General features: G+C 65.6%; 22 protein-coding genes and 1 tRNA gene. 2 read left to right on the forward strand and 21 right to left on the reverse strand.

The features are described from left to right. From nuoK to J7346_RS12050, 16 genes are all read right to left on the reverse strand, one after another. Complete coding sequence (gene nuoK / locus J7346_RS11975) at positions 1 to 309, reverse strand: NADH-quinone oxidoreductase subunit NuoK (protein WP_123286749.1); 309 nt, start codon at positions 307 to 309, stop codon at positions 1 to 3. Next, on the reverse strand, positions 309 to 935 hold the full coding sequence (locus J7346_RS11980) for an NADH-quinone oxidoreductase subunit J (protein ID WP_209120172.1): 627 nt from the start codon (positions 933 to 935) through the stop codon (positions 309 to 311). Before J7346_RS11980 ends, nuoK begins: the two co-directional genes overlap by 1 nt. Before the next feature lie 142 nt (positions 936 to 1077). Then, positions 1078 to 1569 (reverse strand): NADH-quinone oxidoreductase subunit NuoI, encoded by a 492-nt coding sequence (nuoI, locus tag J7346_RS11985; RefSeq protein WP_209120173.1) that lies wholly within the window; start codon positions 1567 to 1569, stop codon positions 1078 to 1080. Positions 1570 to 1595: 26 nt separating this feature from the next. Continuing rightward, positions 1596 to 1817, reverse strand: a complete 222-nt coding sequence (locus J7346_RS11990) for a hypothetical protein (protein WP_209120174.1) — start codon at positions 1815 to 1817, stop codon at positions 1596 to 1598. Then, the gene (nuoH, locus tag J7346_RS11995) at positions 1817 to 2896 is read right to left on the reverse strand and encodes an NADH-quinone oxidoreductase subunit NuoH (RefSeq protein WP_209120175.1); all 1080 of its coding nucleotides are present in this window, start codon (positions 2894 to 2896) and stop codon (positions 1817 to 1819) included. The genes J7346_RS11990 and nuoH overlap by 1 nt, the downstream gene beginning before the upstream one ends. 3 nt (positions 2897 to 2899) lie before the next feature. Further along, the gene (gene nuoG, locus J7346_RS12000) at positions 2900 to 4945 is read right to left on the reverse strand and encodes an NADH-quinone oxidoreductase subunit NuoG (RefSeq protein ID WP_209120176.1); all 2046 of its coding nucleotides are present in this window, start codon (positions 4943 to 4945) and stop codon (positions 2900 to 2902) included. Next, the gene (locus tag J7346_RS12005) at positions 4945 to 5802 is read right to left on the reverse strand and encodes a hypothetical protein (protein ID WP_209120177.1); all 858 of its coding nucleotides are present in this window, start codon (positions 5800 to 5802) and stop codon (positions 4945 to 4947) included. The genes nuoG and J7346_RS12005 overlap by 1 nt, the downstream gene beginning before the upstream one ends. Positions 5803 to 5805: 3 nt before the next feature. Further along, on the reverse strand, positions 5806 to 7119 hold the full coding sequence (gene nuoF / locus J7346_RS12010; RefSeq protein ID WP_209120178.1) for an NADH-quinone oxidoreductase subunit NuoF: 1314 nt from the start codon (positions 7117 to 7119) through the stop codon (positions 5806 to 5808). Next, positions 7119 to 7406 (reverse strand): hypothetical protein, encoded by a 288-nt coding sequence (locus tag J7346_RS12015; RefSeq protein ID WP_245157832.1) that lies wholly within the window; start codon positions 7404 to 7406, stop codon positions 7119 to 7121. The genes nuoF and J7346_RS12015 overlap by 1 nt, the downstream gene beginning before the upstream one ends. Continuing rightward, the gene (nuoE, locus tag J7346_RS12020; RefSeq protein WP_209120179.1) at positions 7403 to 8071 is read right to left on the reverse strand and encodes an NADH-quinone oxidoreductase subunit NuoE; all 669 of its coding nucleotides are present in this window, start codon (positions 8069 to 8071) and stop codon (positions 7403 to 7405) included. The genes J7346_RS12015 and nuoE overlap by 4 nt, the downstream gene beginning before the upstream one ends. After that, entirely contained in the window at positions 8071 to 8259 is a 189-nt protein-coding gene (locus tag J7346_RS12025; protein WP_209120180.1) for a hypothetical protein, read from the reverse strand. The genes nuoE and J7346_RS12025 overlap by 1 nt, the downstream gene beginning before the upstream one ends. Continuing rightward, positions 8256 to 8657 carry a hypothetical protein gene (locus tag J7346_RS12030; protein ID WP_209120181.1) on the reverse strand — a complete coding sequence of 134 codons (402 nt, stop codon included), beginning with the start codon at positions 8655 to 8657 and terminating at the stop codon, positions 8256 to 8258. The genes J7346_RS12025 and J7346_RS12030 overlap by 4 nt, the downstream gene beginning before the upstream one ends. Next, complete coding sequence (locus J7346_RS12035) at positions 8657 to 9931, reverse strand: NADH-quinone oxidoreductase subunit D (protein ID WP_209120182.1); 1275 nt, start codon at positions 9929 to 9931, stop codon at positions 8657 to 8659. The genes J7346_RS12030 and J7346_RS12035 overlap by 1 nt, the downstream gene beginning before the upstream one ends. Then, entirely contained in the window at positions 9928 to 10557 is a 630-nt protein-coding gene (locus tag J7346_RS12040) for an NADH-quinone oxidoreductase subunit C (RefSeq protein WP_209120183.1), read from the reverse strand. Before J7346_RS12040 ends, J7346_RS12035 begins: the two co-directional genes overlap by 4 nt. Beyond that, on the reverse strand, positions 10554 to 11162 hold the full coding sequence (locus J7346_RS12045; RefSeq protein WP_209120184.1) for an NADH-quinone oxidoreductase subunit B: 609 nt from the start codon (positions 11160 to 11162) through the stop codon (positions 10554 to 10556). The genes J7346_RS12040 and J7346_RS12045 overlap by 4 nt, the downstream gene beginning before the upstream one ends. Continuing rightward, entirely contained in the window at positions 11132 to 11509 is a 378-nt protein-coding gene (locus J7346_RS12050; protein ID WP_209120185.1) for an NADH-quinone oxidoreductase subunit A, read from the reverse strand. Before J7346_RS12050 ends, J7346_RS12045 begins: the two co-directional genes overlap by 31 nt. Positions 11510 to 11764: 255 nt before the next feature. On the opposite strand from J7346_RS12050, the gene J7346_RS12055 reads away from it, so the two are divergent. Then, positions 11765 to 11841, forward strand: a tRNA-Asp gene (locus tag J7346_RS12055). A gap of 40 nt (positions 11842 to 11881) precedes the next feature. Here the strand turns inward: J7346_RS12055 and J7346_RS12060 are convergent. The 5 genes from J7346_RS12060 to J7346_RS12080 all read right to left on the reverse strand — a co-directional run bounded on the left by J7346_RS12060 (position 11882) and on the right by J7346_RS12080 (position 15900). Continuing rightward, positions 11882 to 12868, reverse strand: coding sequence for an SDR family oxidoreductase (locus tag J7346_RS12060; protein ID WP_209120186.1), 987 nt, complete (start codon positions 12866 to 12868; stop codon positions 11882 to 11884). Positions 12869 to 12935: 67 nt separating this feature from the next. After that, positions 12936 to 13457 carry a phosphoglycerate mutase family protein gene (locus J7346_RS12065; protein WP_209120187.1) on the reverse strand — a complete coding sequence of 174 codons (522 nt, stop codon included), beginning with the start codon at positions 13455 to 13457 and terminating at the stop codon, positions 12936 to 12938. Then, positions 13454 to 14773 carry a glycosyltransferase gene (locus J7346_RS12070; protein ID WP_209120188.1) on the reverse strand — a complete coding sequence of 440 codons (1320 nt, stop codon included), beginning with the start codon at positions 14771 to 14773 and terminating at the stop codon, positions 13454 to 13456. Before J7346_RS12070 ends, J7346_RS12065 begins: the two co-directional genes overlap by 4 nt. Positions 14774 to 14803: 30 nt before the next feature. Beyond that, positions 14804 to 14938 (reverse strand): hypothetical protein, encoded by a 135-nt coding sequence (locus J7346_RS15145; RefSeq protein ID WP_280636514.1) that lies wholly within the window; start codon positions 14936 to 14938, stop codon positions 14804 to 14806. 56 nt (positions 14939 to 14994) lie between these two features. Beyond that, the gene (locus J7346_RS12080) at positions 14995 to 15900 is read right to left on the reverse strand and encodes an SPFH domain-containing protein (protein WP_245157834.1); all 906 of its coding nucleotides are present in this window, start codon (positions 15898 to 15900) and stop codon (positions 14995 to 14997) included. A gap of 199 nt (positions 15901 to 16099) precedes the next feature. Here J7346_RS12080 and J7346_RS12085 point away from each other — a divergent pair, with 199 nt between their 5' ends. Beyond that, positions 16100 to 19279 (forward strand): autotransporter outer membrane beta-barrel domain-containing protein, encoded by a 3180-nt coding sequence (locus tag J7346_RS12085; protein WP_209120190.1) that lies wholly within the window; start codon positions 16100 to 16102, stop codon positions 19277 to 19279. Positions 19280 to 19289 lie beyond the last annotated feature (10 nt).

Consider the following 19289-nt stretch of genomic DNA (forward strand, 5'->3'; position numbering starts at 1 on the left):
TCAGCCCTTCATCACGGACGCATCGTCCACGGCGATGTCGCCGCGGTTACGGAAGAAGGTCACCAGAATGGCCAGCCCCACGGCCGCCTCCGCCGCCGCCACGGTCAGCACGAACATGGCCATGATCTGCCCGGCCACATCGTTCAGGTGGGTCGAGAAGGCGACGAAATTGATGTTCACCGCCAGCAGGATCAGCTCGATCGACATCAGGATGATGATGACGTTCTTGCGGTTCACGAAGATGCCGAACACGCCGATGGTGAACAGCATGGCCCCCACGGCCAGATAGTGGGACAGGGTGATGTCCATCAGGAAAGCTCCTCGGAGGAAACGCCCTGGCCGGTCGGGATCGACTTGATCTCCATGGCCTTGCCCGCCTCGCGACCGACCTGTTTGTCGACCTTCTGGCGCTTGATGCCCGGCTTGTGTCGAAGCGTCAGGGTGATGGCCCCGATCATGGCGACCAGCAGCACAATGCCCGCCGCCTGGAAGAAGTAGACGTAGTCGGTGTAGAGCACCCGGCCGATGGCCTCGATATTGGTCTGGTCAGCGGTAGCGACCGCCGGGCCGGTGGCATTGGCCGCCACGCCGCCCTGCACCACCGCCAGGGTGATCATGATCATTTCCGCCAGCAGAACCCCGGCCACGATGGCCGCCAGCGGCAGGTAGCGGGCATAGCCCTCGCGCAGACGCACAAAGTCGACGTCCAGCATCATGACGACGAACAGGAACAGCACGGCGACGGCGCCGACGTAGACCACGACCAGCAGCATGGCGAGGAATTCGGCGCCCATCAGCACGAACAGGCCGGCCGCCGAGAAGAAGGCCAGGATCAACCACAGCACCGAGTGCACGGGGTTGCGGGCCGTGACGACCAGCAGGGCCGCGACGACGGTGACGGTGGCCATCAGGTAGAAGGCGATCGATGCAATCACTCGACGGCTCCGGCTGAAACAAAAGCGGTATGGGGGACCGAGTCGCCCCCCTCGAACGCGCGGCGCCCTTCTAGACCTGTGCGTCCGGCCTTGCCAAGGCCGCAGGCCGGTCGGATCGCGCTATGGCGGGACAGGGCGGTCATCAGCGGTACGGCGCGTCCATCTCGAGGTTGCGGGCGATCTGGCGCTCCCAGCGGTCGCCGTTGTCCAGCAGGCGCACCTTGTCGAAATACAGCTCCTCGCGGGTCTCGGTGGCGAACTCGCTGTTCGGGCCCTCGACGATGGCGTCCACGGGGCAAGCCTCCTGGCAAAGGCCACAGTAGATGCACTTGACCATGTCGATGTCGTAGCGGGTCGTGCGGCGGCTGCCGTCAGCGCGGGGCTCGGACTCGATGGTGATGGCCTGGGCCGGGCAGATGGCTTCGCACAGCTTGCACGCGATGCAGCGTTCCTCGCCGTTGGGATAGCGGCGCAGGGCGTGCTCACCCCGGAAGCGCGGCGACTGCGGGTTCCGCTCGAACGGGTAATTCACCGTCATCTTGGGCTTCAGCAGATAGCCGAAGGTCAGGAAGAAGGCGCCCACGGCGTCAACCAGCAGGGCCCCCTTCACGGTCTGTTTGATACGGGAAATCATGGCTTGATGATCGTCCTTGACGGGGGTCAGCGGCGGTTCTTGCAGTCACGGTCCCAGCGCGGATCATCCCGATCCAGCGACTGGCACCGCACGATACGGGCGGTCTCGGCGCGTTCCTGACGCTCGCGACGCTCCATCCGCTCGGCGGTGGAGCCGGGCGCCGGCACCTCGTCCAGCGGCCGGGTGAAGCTGCAGCCGGCGAGGCCGGTCGCAAGCAGCATCACGGCGATCAGGGGAGCAGAGCGCATCACGACCCCACCACGAAGACGCGCCAGGCCGACACAGCCACCACCGCCACCAGCGACGTGGGCAGGAAGATCTTCCAGCCCAGTCGCATCAGCTGGTCATAGCGATAGCGCGGCACAAAGGCCTTCACCATGGCGAACATGAAGAACCAGAAGACGATCTTCACCCCCAGGACCAGCAGGTAGCCCAGGCTGTTGAGGGCCTCCCACCCCGCAGGCACGTCAGGCAGGTACTCACTCGGGATGCCCGGGTTCCAGCCGCCGAAGAACAGGATGCTGATCATGGCGCACATGAAGACGATGTTGACGTACTCGCCCATCATGAACAGCAGATACGGGGTCGAGCTGTATTCCACCTGATAGCCGGCCACGAGCTCGGACTCGGCCTCGGGCAGGTCGAACGGTGGACGGTTGGTCTCGGCCAGCGCCGAGATGAAGAAGATGATCGCCATCGGGAACATGATCAGCGCGGTCGGCCAGGTCCCGGCCCCGCCGCCGAAGGCGAACCAGTTCCAGATCCAGCCGTCCTGCTGGGTCACGATCGACGTCAGGTTCATCGTCCCGGCCAGCAGGATCACATTGATGATCACCAGACCGATGGAGACCTCGTAGGACACCATCTGCGCCGCCGAGCGCAGGGCGCCCAGGAACGGGTATTTCGAGTTGGAGGCCCAGCCTCCCATGATGATGCCGTACACCCCCAGCGACGACACCGCGAAGATGTAGAGGATGCCGACGTTCAGGTCCGACATCACCCAGCCGGGCGCGAACGGAATGACGGCCCAGGCCATGAAGGCCAGGATCACGGTGATGATCGGCGCCAGCAGGAAGACCGTCTTGTCGGCCCCGGCGGGCACGACGATTTCCTTCAGCACGAACTTCAGCATGTCGGCGAACGACTGCAGCAGGCCGAAGGGACCCACGACGTTCGGCCCCTTCCGCATCTGCACGCCCGCCCAGACCTTGCGGTCGGCCAGCAGCAGGAAGGCGACGGCGATCAGCACGCAGACGCTGATCAGCAGCGCCGCGCCGGTCGAGGCCAGCGTCCAGCCGAGAGGGGAATTCCAGAAACCGGTGTCCATGGCTTACTCCGCCGCCATCGCGACCGGAGCGATCCGCTGGGCGGACAGCTCGGCCATGGTCGCGCTGGCCCGCGCGATCGGGTTGGAAAGATACGGGTCACGCACCGGGCTGGCGAAAGCGACGTCGCCCAGGTCGCCCCTGGTGCCCAGCTTCGACGGATCGAAGGATGCCGCCGGTGCCAGATAGTCGATCCGTCCGAAGGTGACGTGATCGGTCATCAGCCGCAGGCGCAGCTGGTCGAGTGTGTCGTACGGCAGGGTCTGGCCGACGCGCTCCGACAGGGCGCGCAGGATGGCCCAGTCTTCCTTGGCCTGTCCCTTGGGGAACACGACCCGCTCGGCCATCTGCACCCGACCCTCGGTGTTCACATACAGGCCCGACTTCTCGGTATAGGCCGCGCCCGGCAGGATCACATCGGCGCCGTGTGCACCCCGGTCCCCGTGGCTGCCGACATAGACGGTGAAGGCGCCCGAGGCCGAGGCGTCGATCTCGTCGGCCCCCAGCAGGACCAGCACGTCCAGCTTGCCCTTCTTGACCATGTCGACGGCCGACAGACCGCCCTCACCCGGGACAAAGCCCATGTCCAGACCGGCGACCCGGCTGGCCGCCGTGTGCAGGACGTTGAAGCCGTTCCAGCCGTCGCTGACCACGCCATGCTTCTTCGCCAGCGCGCCCAGCGCATTCAGCACCGCCGGTCCGTTTTCACCCGCCAGCGCGCCCGCGCCGACGATGATGGCCGGGCGTTCGGCGTTCGACAGCATGTCAGCGGCCGCCTTCGGCAGCTTCGACAGGATCTTAGACCCGGCGCCCAACCAGTTGTAATCGTAGCTGAGATCGACCTGCTCGCCGATCAGGGCGATCTGCGTATTGCCGGCCAGCCAGCTCTTGCGCAGGCGGGTATTCAGCAGCGGCGCCTCGGCGCGCGGGTCGGCGCCCACGATCAGCACGGCGTCGGCCGCCTCGATCCCGGCCAGGCCCGAGTTGAACAGCCAGCCCTCGCGGGCGTCACCGCCCAGGGCCACGCCGTCCTGACGGCAGTCGGTGTGGGGCGAACCCAGCGCGCGGAACAGGTCCAGCGCCGCCTTCATGGATTCGGCGTCCTGCAGGTCGCCGGCGACGACGCCGATCCGGTCCGCAGCCGCAGATTTCAGCTTGTCAGCAACCACGCCCAGGGCCTCGTCCCAGGTCGCGGCGCGCAGCTTGCCGTTCTCGCGCACGAAGGGGCGGTCCAGGCGCCGGGTTGTCAGGCCGTCGACGACATAGCGGCTCTTGTCCGACAGCCATTCCTCATTGATGCCCTCGTGGACGCGCGGAAGAATGCGCATCACCTCGGACCCGCGATAGTCGGCGCGGATGTTCGAGCCCAGCGCGTCCATGACGTCGATGGTCTCGGTCTTCTTCAGTTCCCAGGGACGATAGTGATAGGCCCACGGACGGTGCGTCAGGGCGCCGACCGGGCACAGATCATTGACGTTGCCCGAAAGCTCGGAGTTCACCGAGCTTTCCAGATAGGTGGTGATCTCGGCGCTTTCGCCGCGCGAGATCATGCCGATGTCCGGCACGCCCGCCACTTCGGTGATGAAGCGCACACAGCGCGTGCACTGGATGCAGCGCGTCATATAGGTCTTGATGGTCGGACCCATGTGCTTTTCTTCGACCGCGCGCTTGTTCTCGGCATAGCGAGAGCCGTCACGGCCATAGCCCATGGCCTGGTCCTGCAGGTCGCACTCGCCGCCCTGGTCGCAGATCGGGCAGTCCAGCGGGTGGTTGATGAGCAGGAACTCCATCACCCCTTCGCGGGCCTTCTTCACCATCGGCGTGTCGGTGAAGATCTCCTGGCCGTCGGCGGCCGGCAGGGCGCAAGACGCCTGCGGCTTGGGCGGTCCGGGCTTCACCTCGACCAGGCACATGCGACAGTTGCCGGCGATCGACAGCCGCTCGTGATAACAGAAGCGCGGGATCTCTTCCCCGGCGCGCTCCGCCACCTGCAGCACGGTCATGCCGGGCTCGAATTCGACGTCTACGCCGTTGACCTTGGCGACGGGCATCAGCGGGCCTCTTCTTCAGTCGTGACGGCCTGAACGGTCGTCGTGGTCGTTCCATCAGGCATTCTCTGGCTGACCGTCAGGGTCGAGCCGTCGAGCGCATAGGTGACGACGGGGTCTTCCGGCTGGTCCATCCAGCGGTTCTCCCCGGCCACCGGGCGATCCAGCGGGCGCCACAGTACCCGATCACCCTCGATCCGGCATTCCGCCGTCAGCTGGCCGCCGTCGACCGGCGCGCGCCAGCCCACTGTGACGATGTTTCCGGCCCGGTCCAGCACCATGACATCGGCGCCCGACTGCCCATAGACGGCACCGACGCCGGCCTGACACACGGTCGCGCGCGCGGCCTCGCCCAGCGCAGCCGGCTCGGCGACAGCGGTCGGCTGTACGTCCGGCGTGGCCGGCGCCTCCGCAGGCTCACTCGCCGGCTCACCGCAGGCGGCCAGAACCAGGCAGGCGCCGAGAATAAACGGCACAGAGTGAAGGACCCCGGGGCCTTCACGCTTCGATGTCCGGCTCAGGACGCTTGCCAGCAGGCCAATCGCCAGCCTGACAACAAGCAGCACGGACAGCAGCGGTCCCACGCCCATGGCAATCACGCTGGCCCAGCCCACGATATCGTTGGGAAGCGCACGATTGACGGCAATTTCAATTAAACCGATGGGAAAGACGAGCACGAACAGGACAACCGGGGCGAACTGCGCGGCAAGGCTCGCCACAGCCCACCGCTTCAGGCGTCGATTCCTGGCGATGAAAAACACCGCCACCGCCATCGCGATACCCAGTGCATATACCCACCAAAGCATTGCTGCGATGACGAGCATCTGGATTGCGAAGGTAATGCCCGACCACGCGTTCATCCCCTACTCCGCTGCGATCGCATGGCCGGCGAAGTTCGCGCGGCTGCTGCGGTATTGCGAGATGCGGTCCTCGATCTCGTGACGGAAGTGGCGGATCAGGCCCTGAACCGGCCAGGCCGCAGCATCGCCGAGCGCACAGATGGTGTGGCCCTCGACCTGTTTGCTGACGTCGAGCAGCAGGTCGATCTCAGTCGGATCGGCCTCACCGACAGCCATCCGTTCCAGCACGCGCCACATCCAGCCCGTGCCCTCGCGGCACGGCGTGCACTGGCCGCAGCTCTCGTGCTTGTAGAAATAGCTGATGCGGGCGATCGCCTTCACCAGATCGGTCGACTGGTCCATGACGATCACGGCTGCGGTGCCGAGGCCCGACTGCATCTCGCGCAGGCTGTCGAAATCCATCAGGGCCGTCTCGGCCATGTCCCGCGTGATCAGCGGCACCGACGATCCACCCGGGATCACGGCCTTGAGATTGTCCCAGCCACCGCGCACGCCGCCGCAGTGCTCTTCCAGCAGCTGCTTCAGCGGGATCGACATCGCCTCTTCGACATTGCACGGGCGGTTCACATGGCCCGAGATCGACATCACCTTGGTGCCGGTGTTGTTCGGGCGACCAAAGCCCGCGAACCAGTCGGCACCGCGCCGCAGGATGGTGCCCACCACCGCGATCGACTCGACGTTGTTGACCGTGGTCGGGCAGCCGTAAAGGCCCGCGCCCGCCGGGAACGGCGGCTTCAGCCGCGGCTGGCCCTTCTTGCCCTCAAGGCTCTCCAGCAGGGCCGTCTCCTCGCCGCAGATATAGGCGCCGGCGCCGTGGTGGATGTAGACGTCGAAGTCCCAGCCGTGGACATTGTTCTTGCCGATCAGCCTGGCGTCATAGGCCTGCTTGACCGCAGCCTCCATGCGCTCGCGCTCGAGCACATATTCGCCGCGCAGATAGATGTAGCAGGCGTGCGCCTGCATCGCGAAGCTGGCGATCAGGCAACCCTCGATCAGCAGGTGCGGATCATGGCGCATGATCTCGCGGTCCTTGCAGGTGCCGGGCTCCGACTCATCCGCGTTGACCACCAGATAATGCGGCCGGTCCTTCACCTCCTTGGGCATGAAGGACCACTTCAGACCGGTCGGGAATCCGGCGCCGCCGCGGCCGCGCAGGCCCGAATTCTTGACGTTGGTGATGACCCAGTCCCGCCCGAGGTCCAGCATGTCCTTCGTGGCATTCCACGCGCCGCGCTTCTTCGCCCCGTCCAGCGTCCAGTCCTGGAGGCCGTACAGGTTGGTGAAGATGCGATCCTTGTCTTGAAGAATACCGACCATCAGAGAGACGTCTCACGGTTCAGGGTCTGCATGCGCTGCCGGTGGTGCCGGGTGCGGATGAAGACAGCGGTGATCACAAGCGCCCAGCCGAACGCCAGCATGCCATAGCCGATGACGACCGCGTCCTCGCTCAGGCCCAGCATGCCGCGCGAGGCCAGGACCACGAAGACGGCCGCCAGAAGGATCAGGGCGAGGCCTGCGGCGCGCACGGGCAGTCCGACACCGCGCAGCTCCCGGCGATAGGCCGCCCGGCCTCCTTCGGTTTCCAGATCGGGCGCGTCGATCATGCCGGCGCCTTTTCGGGTTCGGAGTTTGGCAGCGTCTTGATCGGCTTGGCGGCCGAGCCGTCATACAGCTTCGGATCGGTCAGGGTCAGCGCCCCGCCCTCGGGCTCGGAACTGGCGCGCCCGACGCGGCTGCCGGGCTTCGGCGCCTTGCCGGCCGCAAAGTCGTCGATGATCTGCGCCATGTCGTCGGCGGACAGGTCCTCGAAATAATAGTCGTTGATCTGGGCCATCGGCGCATTGGCGCAGGCGCCCAGGCACTCAACCTCCTGCCAGGTGAAGCGGCCGTCGGCCGACAGGCGGTCCTTGGGACCGATCTTCTTCTTGCAGACGTCCATCAGGTCGCCGGCGCCGCGCAGCATGCAGGGCGTCGTGCCGCAGACCTGGATCAGGGCGCTGGTGCCGACCGGCTCCAGCATGAACATGGTGTAGAAGGTCGCGACCTCAAGCACCCGGATAGTCGGCATGTCGAGCAGTTCGGCAATGGCGCGGATGGCGGGCTCGGACACCCAGCCCTCCTGCTTCTGGACCAGCCACAGGATCGGGATCACAGCCGATTGCTTGCGGTCGGCCGGATATTTCTGGATCCACCAGTCGCACTTGGCCTTGGTCGCCTTCGAGAAGGCGAACGAGGCGGGCTGTTCCTTGGCGAGACGACGAACGCTCATCAGACTTCCATTTCCGAGGCGACCAAGCCGTCGCCCAGCATTTTCTTGCGCACAGTCAGAACCTTGTGCTGGCTGTTGCGGGCCAGAAGGAAATTGTGGTGCCAGGTTTCACCGCTGGAATCCGTCACCGAATAGCTGACCACCTGCCAGCCCTGACGCACCAGATCGCTCAGGGGGGTGTCGCTCATCGTGCCCCTCCCATCCAGCGGCCCAGACGCGCGCGCCAGACGTCGCGGCCGGCATCGCGCAGCGCCCCCGTCAGCAGCGAGAACGGCGGCAGAAAGCGCATGGCCAGCTGGCCGGCCATGATGGCCCCGCTCATCCAGACCAGCGAGCGCAGGTTCGCATCGATGAAGCCCCGGCCCTCTTCCAGATAGCCGAGCCGGTAGGCGCCGCGCACCAGGGTCACCCCGGCCGCGCCGGGCATGGCCACCAGCGCCGAGGCCGTGGCAAAGGACAGGCCGCCCATGATCGCGCGCCGACGCGGGGAAAAGGCCAGTTGCACCACGACGCCCAGCGTCAGCAGCGCCGCGAACCAGATCGCCTGCGTCGTCGTGAAAACCGGCTGGACGGCAAAGCCCTGCATCAGCGATCCACCTCGCCGAACACAATGTCGAGCGAGCCCAGGATAGCCGAAACGTCCGCCAGCATGTGGCCGCGATTCATCCAGTCCATGGCCTGCAGGTGGCGGAAGCCGGGCGCCGAGATCTTGACCCGGTACGGCTTGTTGGTGCCGTCCGAGACCAGATAGATGCCGAACTCGCCCTTGGGCGCCTCGACGGCCGCATAGACCTCACCCTCGGGGGTGTGGAAACCCTCGGTGTAGAGTTTGAAGTGGTGGATCAGCGCTTCCATCGACCGCTTCATCTCGGCGCGGCGCGGCGGGACGATCTTGTTGTCCTCGACCATGACCGGCTCGCCGGGGCAGTTGCGCAGCCGATGGATGCACTGCTCCATGATGCGGACCGACTGGCGCATCTCTTCCATGCGGCACAGGTAGCGATCCCAGCAGTCGCCGTTCTTGCCGACCGGCACGTCGAACTCCAGCTCGGCGTAGCACTCATAGGGCTGCGACTTGCGCAGGTCCCAGGCGATGTCCGAACCGCGGATCATCACGCCGGTGAAGCCCCAGGCCAGCGCCTGTTCCTTGGACACCACGCCGATATCGACGTTGCGTTGCTTGAAAATGCGGTTCTCGGTGACGAGCGAGTCGATGTCCTTGAGCGCCTTCGGGAACTCCTTGCACCAGCGGTCGATGTCGTCGATCAGCTGGGGCGTGATGTCCTGGTGGACGCCACCCGGCCGGAAATAGTTGGCGTGCATGCGCGCGCCGCAGGCCCGCTCATAGAACACCATCAGCTTCTCGCGCTCCTCGAAGCCCCACAGCGGCGGGGTCAGGGCGCCGACGTCCATGGCCTGGGTCGTCACGTTCAGCAGGTGCGAGAGAATCCGGCCGATTTCCGAGAACAGCACGCGGATCAGCTGGGCCCGGTACGGCACGTCCAGCATCAGCAGCTTTTCGATGGCCAGGCAGAAGGCGTGCTCCTGGTTCATCGGCGCGACGTAATCCAGCCGGTCCAGATAGGGCACGTTCTGGAGGTAGGTGCGCGCTTCCATCAGCTTTTCGGTGCCGCGGTGCAGCAGACCGATGTGCGGATCGACACGCGTCACCAGCTCGCCGTCCAGCTCCAGCACAAGACGCAGCACGCCGTGCGCGGCCGGGTGCTGGGGTCCGAAGTTGATGGTGAATTTGCGCTCGTCCATCTCGCGCGCGTGCGCGGTCCGGCCGTCATGCTCCATCGGCATGTCGTCGAAGACGGTCGTTCCGCCCGTCGCGGACGTCGGCGTCAGGTTCGTCATGCCTTGCTCCCCGCCTTCTCGTCGCCCGGCAGGACCGGCGCCGGATAGTCGGCCCCTTCCCACGGGGACAGGAAGTCGAAATTGCGGAACTCCTGGTTCAGCTTGACCGGCTCATAGACGACCCGCTTCTCGGCCTCGTCGTAACGAACCTCGACATAGCCGGTCATCGGGAAGTCCTTGCGCAGCGGATGCCCCTGGAAGCCATAGTCGGTCAGGATGCGGCGCAGGTCCGGGTGGTCCGAGAACAGGATGCCGTACATGTCGAACGCCTCCCGCTCGAACCAGTCGGCCGCCGGATAGACCGCCGTCACGCTGGGCACCGGCGTCGTCTCGTCGGTCGACACCTTGACGCGCAACCGCGCGTTCCGCGTCAGCGACAGCAGGTGATAGACCACCTCGAACCGCGCCTCGCGGTCCGGATAGTCGACCCCGCACACATCGATCAGCTGCTGGAAGCCGAAGCGATCACGCAGGGTCGTCAGAACCGTCACGATCGACTCGCGATCGGCGACCAGGTTCAACTCGCCATGGGCCACATAGGCCTCGACGCCCAGCTCGGCGACCATTTCGGTACCCAGGGGCGTCAGCGCCGTCTCGAGGGCGGTCAGGGCTTCCAGCGCGTTCATCGGTCGATCGTCCCCGTGCGACGAATCTTCTTCTGCAGCTGCAGCAGGCCGTACAGCAGGGCCTCGGCCGTCGGCGGGCACCCGGGCACGTACACGTCCACCGGCACGACCCGGTCACAACCGCGTACAACACTGTAACTATAGTGATAATACCCGCCGCCATTGGCGCAGCTGCCCATCGACAGGACATAGCGCGGATCGGGCATCTGGTCGTAGACCTTGCGCAGGGCCGGAGCCATCTTGTTGGTCAGGGTGCCGGCCACGATCATCAGGTCCGACTGGCGCGGGCTGGCGCGGGGCGCCATGCCGAACCGCTCCATGTCGAAGCGCGGCATCGACGCCTGCATCATCTCGACGGCGCAGCACGCCAGACCAAAGGTCATCCACATCAGCGAGCCGGTACGCGCCCAGGTGATGACGTCGTCCAGCGAAGCCGTCAGGAAGCCTTCCTTGCCGACCTCGGTGTTGACCGCCTCGAAGAATTTGTCGTGGATCTTCGGGTCATAGCCCTGAACCGTGGCGCGGGCGCCCTGACCGAAGGCCGGGCTGGCCGGGCGGCCGTCCGGGGTGACGATCACTCCCATTCCAGGGCTCCTCGTTTCCACTCGTAGATAAAGCCGACGGTCAGCACGCCGAGGAAGACCATCATCGACCAGAAGGCGAACACCATGCCGCCCGTCGACAGGTCGAACATCGACACCGCCCACGGGAACAGGAAGGCGACCTCGAGGTCGAAGATGATGAACAGGATCGACACCAGATAGAATCGCACGTCGAACTTCATGCGCGCGTCGTCAAAGGCGTTGAACCCGCACTCATAGGCCGAGAGCTTTTCGCTGTCGGGATTGGTCGGCGCCATCGCCCAGGCCGCGACCATGAACAGGATGCCGATCACCGCTCCGATCGCGAGGAAAATCACGACCGGCAGATATTCAAGCAGAAACGCATTCATAAGAGGGGGCCTCGCGCACCGGGGAGACGGCGGAATCGGCGCTTTCTAGACCTAAGCCGCGCGCGGTTCAAACCCATGCGGCAAAAGGTTTTTCTTGAGAATTGTTCGCAAACGCCCGCTTTGGGCCAAGTCGATCCGGCCCCGGAAGCGCGTCGGGGCCGGATTGTGAAATTTGCAGCATTGACCCGCTTGACGTCTGCCGAGGCCCCGCCTAAACGACGCCCTCCTTCGGGCGGCAACGCCTGAACGGGAAACGCGGGTGTAGCTCAGTTGGTTAGAGTGCCGGCCTGTCACGCCGGAGGTCGCGGGTTCGAGCCCCGTCACTCGCGCCATTCCTGACCTGGTTCGGAATGGCGCCGCGTTCCCTCTCCCCTACCCCCCGCTGTAGCCCCCGATGATCGGCAGCACCTCGCCGGTGATGTAGCTCGAGCACTGGGGTGACGCGAGGAAGACATAGGCCGGAGCGATCTCTTCCGGCTGGGCGGGGCGCTTCATCACCGTCCCCGAGCCGAATTTCGACGTACCCTCTGCATCGCGGTCCGCCGGGTTGAGCGGGGTCCAGACCGGGCCCGGGGCCACCACATTCACCCGGATGCCGCGCGGCGCCAGATGGGTGCCCAGTGACCGCGCGAAGGCGTGGATGCCGCCCTTGGTCATCGAATAGTCGAGCAGCTGGTCGTTGCCCATGATGCCGGTCACCGACCCGGTCATCACGATCGCTCCGCCATTCTTCAGATGCGGGACCGCCGCCTGGCAGATGTTGAAATAGCCATAGAGGTTGGTCTTCAGCGTGCGATCGAAATGCTCAAAGGTCAGGTCCTCGAACGCCGGCACATGCTCCTGGAAAGCGGCATTCGGCACCACCACGTCCAGCCGGCCGAAAGCGTCCAGCGTGGCTTTGACTGCTGCCTTGGCAAAGGCCGGGTCCGAGACGTCACCCTTCAGTACGATCGCTTTCCGGCCTTCCTTCTCGACCGCCTTGCGGGTGTCCTCGGCGTCCCCTTCCTCATCAAGGTGGCAGATGGCGATGTCGCAGCCCTCGCGCGCAAACAGGACCGCTACGGCCCGCCCGATTCCCGAATCGCTGCCGGTGATCAGGGCCGCGGATCCCTCAAGCTTGCCCGAGCCCTTCCAGAAGGGCGCATCGTACATCGGCTGGGGATCCAGGGCGGCCTCGTCACCCGGCTTGGTCTGGTGCTGTTTCGGGAATGGGGGCTCCGGATAGCGCCGGGCGCCGGCCTGCACCGCCCCCTGCTCTTCCGAATCGCCCGAGCGGGCATCCTTGTCGTCGATCCGTTCCTGGATCTCGCGTTCCTGATCGGCAATTTTCTCGGCGCGCGCGTCGAAGCGGTCGTCCATGGCTGGCCTCCTGTGGGTTCAGAAGGGCAATGCGCCATGCGGGCGGCCTGTTCCGAATGGTCAGGCTTCAGCAGTTGGACGGCGCGCCGTACCTGAGGGTCTCGCCCGACACCTCGCCATTGCGAAGCTCGATCCGGATCAGCCGGTCATATTCGCACTCGGGCATGTCGGGCGTCTCATAGCCCAGCGCCCGTGCAATCAGCGGGACCGTATTGCTGTGCCCGGAAATCAGCACCACGGCATCTTCCGGCAGGGCCATCACACCCCGTCGGATGGTCTCGACATGGCCCTCCACACCCGCGTCCAGCGGGCTGATGGCGACGAAGGCGCCCGAGGCCTCGATGGTCGGTGCCGCCGTCAGACGCGTGCGCTGCATGGGGCTGACGACGACCAGATCCGGGGCATCCTCTGCGAACAGGGCCGCAAGCGCTGTCGACCGGGCCATTCCAGCGTCCGACAGAGCCGGGTCGCGCTCGGTGTCGCTGGCCTTTTCGGCGTGACGGACGATGTAGACGGTCTGGGCCGAGGCCGCGCCCGCCGCGAGGGTCAGGCCGCAGGCGGCGGCGATCCCGATGATCAGGCTTCTCATGTGTCGTTTCCACCGCGCATGAAGGCACTCTGGCCGCTGGCCTCACCATAGACGCGGCACAGGTCCTCGAACACCCGGTTCCAGGCGAAGCGCGTCTCGGCCTTGATGCGGGCGGCCCGCCCGATGGCCTCGATATCGCGCTCGAACAGGGCGGAGACCGCCTCGGCATAGGCGCGCGGCTCGGCGCGATCCGCCAGTTGACCAACCTCGGTGTCGACCGTCTCGGCCACGCCGCCGGCGTTGACGCCCACCACAGGGCGGCCACACGCCATGGCCTCCAGCACGATCAGGCCGAAGGGCTCCTTGTCATTGGCATGCACGAAGGCGTCGCAACTGGCGATGATCTTTGCCACGGCCTTGGGATCGGTCTCGTACGGCATGGCGATCACCCGGTCCTCGGGCGGCATGCCCGTACCGGCCCCGACCAGCACCAGATGATAGGGCTCACCGAGCAGCTGGACCGCCTCGATCAGGACGTCGATGTTCTTTTCCTTGGCCGGTCGCCCCGCGAAGCACAGCAGGCGCGCACTGTCGGGCAGGCCCAGCTGGTCCAGCAGCCACTGACGGTCGCGACGGTCCGGGCGGAAGGTGTCGATCTCCACCCCCAGCGGCCGGATGACGATGTTCTGGATACCGGCTTCCTCGAGACGGCGGGCAATGAAGCGGCTGGGCGAGACCACCGCGTCGAACTGCGAGAACAGGCGGGCCCAGCGCTTCTCGACCGGCTTCTTGGCCCATTCGCCGAAGTGCAGGGCTGCGAGGCCCGCCGGATCCGAGTGGCAGAAACCGATCACCGGACAGCCGACCCGCTGGCCGGCCTCAAGCGCCCCCTGCCCGGGCGTATAGGGATCGCCCGCCTCGATCACCGAGGGTTTGAGCGCCGACACCCAGGCGCCCCAGCGGCGTACCGACGACGGCCAGCGATAGCCGTCACCGAACGGCAGCTTGGCGGCATGCAGGCGAACGATGTCATCGGCCCCGACACGGTGCTTCGCACCCGGCACGACCAGGCTGTGGGCGACGTCCGGGCGGTTTTCGGCCAGCCAGGCCTTCTTGGACAGGAGGTACCGCTTCACCCCCCCCGAGCGGGGCGCATACAGCATGGTGGTGTCGACCAGCCTGGGCCGCGGGTCGGTCGCCACGCGGCGCACGCCCTCAAAGGCTTCGGAGACCTCTTCATCGAGCCCGGGGATCAGCCTGAGCTCGGTTTCCTGGACATCCTGCCCCCGGAGACTGCGGGCCAGTTTCAGACCGCCTTCGCGGCCCGATCCTTCGGAGAGCGCTTTCCGGCGTTTGGAAGACTTCGGCTTGACCATAAGCGCCCGTACCCCTGACGGGTGGCAATCTCAAGCCTCGTCCGTGCCCGGCGTATCGTCCTCGACCCGACGGCCGCGTCGCGCCAGGGCCTCCCGCAGCAGAATTTCAACCTGGGCATTGACCGAGCGCAGGTCAGCGGCGGCCAGTCTTTCGACGGCCGCCATGACCTGGGGCGAACCTCTGAACAAAAAGGCTTTGCGGTCCTTCGCCATCCGCTCCCCTACCCGTACAGGGTCCCCGTATTGACGACGGGCTGGGCCTCACGATCAGCGCACAGCACGACCAGGAGATTCGACACCATGGCCGCCTTGCGGTCCTCGTCCAGGTCGACGACGCCGCGGGTGTTCAGGTCCTCCAGCGCATTCTCCACCATTTCGACCGCGCCGCGCACGATCAGGCGACGCGCACCCAGCACGGCTTCGGCCTGCTGACGCTTGAGCATGGCACCGGCGATCTCGGGCGCATAGGCCAGGTGGGCGATACGGGCTTCATCCACCGCCACGCCCGCGACCGCGATGCGGCCGACCAGTTCCTCGCGCAGCCGGGTCGCGACCTCTTCGGCGTCTGAGCGCAGGGTCAGTTCATGATCCTCGCCGTGGTCATAGGCATAGTGGGCCGCCATGTCTCGCAGGGCCGTGTCGACCTGGATGTTCACGAAGGCCCGAAAGTCGTCGACATCGAACAGGGCCTGGGCCGAATCCTCGACCCGCCAGACGACGTTGGCCGCGATTTCGATCGGATTGCCGCGCTTGTCGTTCACTTTCAGCTTGTCGCTGGTCAGGTTACGGACCCGGAGGCTGATCTTCTTGCGCGAGTACCACGGCAGGACCCAGCGCAGGCCGGTCTTGCGATCCGTACCCCGGTAGTCCCCGAACAGCAGGATAGCCATCGCCTCGTTCGGCTGCAGCGCATAGAGGCCGCACATCAGGATGAAGCCGACCACAACCAGCAGGATCCCGCCGACCACATTAAGCGCCGCATCGGGATTGATCAGCACGGCGGCACCCCCCGCAACCATCAGGACCAGCGAAACCAGCAGCATCAGAATGCCGTTGCCGGTACGGGCCGGATATTCCCGCGACAGGGCATGCGAGCCACTGCGGGATTGAGTTTGAGCGTCAGTCATTTGCACCCTCCAGATATATCGAAATGATATCACTTCGATATTGATTTGCGCAAGTCACATCCGGCGGCTGAGGGGGCCAAAAAGGGCCAACGGCCTTGCATTCGCCTCAAATTCGAGAAACTTGGGGCAGAACGGGTTAGCTCCTGCTAGAGGGGGCGCACCTGAAAGCTCGCGCGTTTCCACGAGGGGTTTGTTCCGAATGCGTTATCTCTATGCGACCGCAGCGGCTGTCGCCCCCCTTCTTCTCGCCTGTGGCGCGCAAGCGCAGGACCTGGTGATCGACACCAACCGCACGACGCCGATTACAACGGCGAATGCGACCGGCAGCGGGGCTGCCAATATCTTCCTCCGGAATGGCGGTTCCATAACCCTGACGTCGGGCACGGCGGTCACCGTCAACTCGAACAACACGTTCGAGATTGAGGACAAGGGGGTCATTTCGATGATCGAGTCCGGGAGCGGCTCGACAGGCGTTCTGGTCGAGGGCGGCACGACGACCGGACTCCGTATCGGCGGCTCCATCACAATCACCGACACCTTTACGGATCCGAAGGACGATGACGGCGACGGCGATCTGGACGGCCCCTTCGCTACCGGTTCGGATCGCTATGGCATCCGCCTGACGGGCGCCGGCGACGTAACCGGCAATATCGAACTGCTGACCGGGTCGACGGTGTTCGTCGAGGGGAACAGCTCGTACGGGATGTCGCTCGAGACCGGCCTGGTGGGGAACCTGATTTCTCGCGGCACGATTCGCGTGGTCGGAAACAACAGCACAGCCGTGCGGGCGCTCGGCGATATCGACGGCATTGTCTATCTTGCGGGCAGCATCAATGCGGTCGGAGAGGGCTCGACCGCCATTGGCATGTTCGGCGATATCAGCGGCGGCCTGAACATCCAGGGCTCCGTATCGGCGACCGGCTACCGGTATACGAGCCGACCGACCGAGGAAGCCATCGCCAATCTCGATGCGGACGACCTGCTGCAGGGCGGGCCGGCTGTCATTATCGCGGGCAATGTCGCCGGTGGCGTGACGTTTGGCCGGGCCCCCACCGATACCGACACCGACAATCCCGATGAGGACGGCGACGGCATTCCGGATGCCCAGGAGGGGGCTGCCCAGATCAACGTCTACGGAGAGGCTCCGGCCATTCAGGTCGGCTCGGCTACCCAGGACATTACCCTGGGCCTGGCCGGCACGGGAGATCTGGCCTATGGCTTCATCAACCAGGGGCAGGTTGCCGCCCAGGGCGTCTATGACGGTGTAACCGCGAACGCCATCCGGTTCGGCGTGGACGGCGGGCAGGCAGTCATCATCGAAGGCGGCATCCTCAACTCCGGAACGATAGCGGCCCTGAGCTACGATGCCGACTCGACGGCCATCCGCCTGGCAAACGGTGCCACCACACCCCAGCTCATCAACAACGGTGCCCTGACCGCAGCCTCCTCCTCCTCCGAAGGCGGCAATGTCACGACTGTATTGATCGAGGCGGGCGCCGACCTGCCCAGCTTCACCAACAATGGCCAGTTCCTGGCCTCCTCTGCTGGCGGTACGGCCAATCTGACCGGCATTCTGGACCTGAGCGGGACCCTGACCTCGATCACCAATACCGGATCGATGCAGGCCAATCTCTCCCCCAATCAGGATGGCGACCCCCTGACCGGGACGGCCACCCTTATCAATGTCGAGGCCAACACCACCGGTGTCACCCTGATCCAGGACGGCATTCCTGGCACGGCGACGGAAGACAATCCCGACGCCGATGGGGATGGCGTGCCCGACGCTGACGAGCCGGTCATGGTCGGAGCGATCCTGCTCGGATCGGGGGCCGACACGGTCGACATCCGCAACGGCGTCGTGCTCAGCGACATTTCGTTCGGAGACGGGCTGGATACGCTCAGCATCACCGGAGGCGCTCGCGTCGTGGGCGCGCTCAGCGACAGCGACGCCCTGCTGGATATCGATGTAGCCGACGGCATCCTGGACAATCGCAGCACCTCCGCGGTCGACATCTCCAATCTTGATGTCGGCGCCGACGGCCGTCTGGTCTTCACCATTGACGGCGATGCCGGCACCAACTCGGGGTTCAACGTCTCGGGAACGGCCAATATCGCGGATGGTGCTGAGCTGGGTGTCCGCTTCACCTCGCTCATCGACGGCCCCAGCCGCTTCACGGTGATCGACGCCGGTGCCCTGAACTTCGGGGAGCTCGATCTGGCCGGCATGGCCGAGAACTCGCCCTACCTCTTCGTCGTGGATGCAGGCGCCGACCTGCCGAACAACCAGGTTTATGTGGACGTCCGGCGCCGGACGGCTGAGGAAGCCGGTCTGATCTCCGTCGAGGCCTCGGCCTACGACGCCATCTACGACGCGCTGGATCGCGATTCGGGCATTCTGAATGCCTTCATCACCCAGACCGACCGCGATGGCTTCATCGACCTGTATGAGCAGATGCTGCCCGATCACTCGGGTGGTCCGCTGCTGTCGCTGGCCAGCGGCGTGGACGCCGTGACGCGCGCCCTCGTCGGGCGCAACGCCTCGGCAGCGCCGGGCGAGACCAGCGCCTGGGTGCAGGAAATCACCTTCTACGCGGACAAGGACAAGACCGACAGCTACGGCTTCCGTTCGGAAGGCTTCGGCGTCGCGGGCGGCGTGGAATACGGGACCGGCAACGGCGCCCTGGGTGTCAGCATTGCCTTCACCTCGTCCGACCTTGAGGACCCCGAGTCCGAGGCGCAGGAGAACCTGACCGCCAATCTGGTCGAGCTCGGCCTCTACTGGCGGGCCCAGGGCCAATACTGGACCACCTGGGCCCGCGCGGCGGCGGGCTATGCCTCGTTCGACGCGGACCGCCAGTTCGTGGGCGGCGGGCTGAACCTGAACAACACCTCGAGCTGGAACGGCTTCACCCTGGCCGCCGCCGGGGGTGCGTCCTACGAGCGGGACTACGGTCGCTTCACCCTGCGCCCCGAGGTCTATGCCGAGTACTTCTCGCTGAGCGAAGATGCCCGTGAAGAGGTGGGAGGCGGGGACTCGTTCGACCTGATCATCGACGAGCGCGACGGTCACATGTTCTCGGCTGTGGCCGCCATGAACATCGCCTACAGCCTCGGCGAGAACAGCTGGCTCAAGCCGGAATTCCGGATCGGCTGGCGCCAGAACATCTCGGTCGATCCGGGCGCCACCATCGCCCGTTTCGCCAGCGGTGGCCCGTCGTTCAGCCTCGACCCCGATTCCATCGAGGGCGGCGGACCGATCATCGGCTTCCGCCTGAACGTGGGTAACGAACTGGGCATGCTGAGCGTCAGCGCCGACGCCGAAATGATCGGCGACTACATGCGCTACATGCTGCTGCTGCGGGCCAGCTTCCGCTTCTAGGGGCAGCACC

This window comes from Brevundimonas sp. A19_0 (assembly GCF_017744255.1).
Classification (GTDB): domain Bacteria; phylum Pseudomonadota; class Alphaproteobacteria; order Caulobacterales; family Caulobacteraceae; genus Brevundimonas.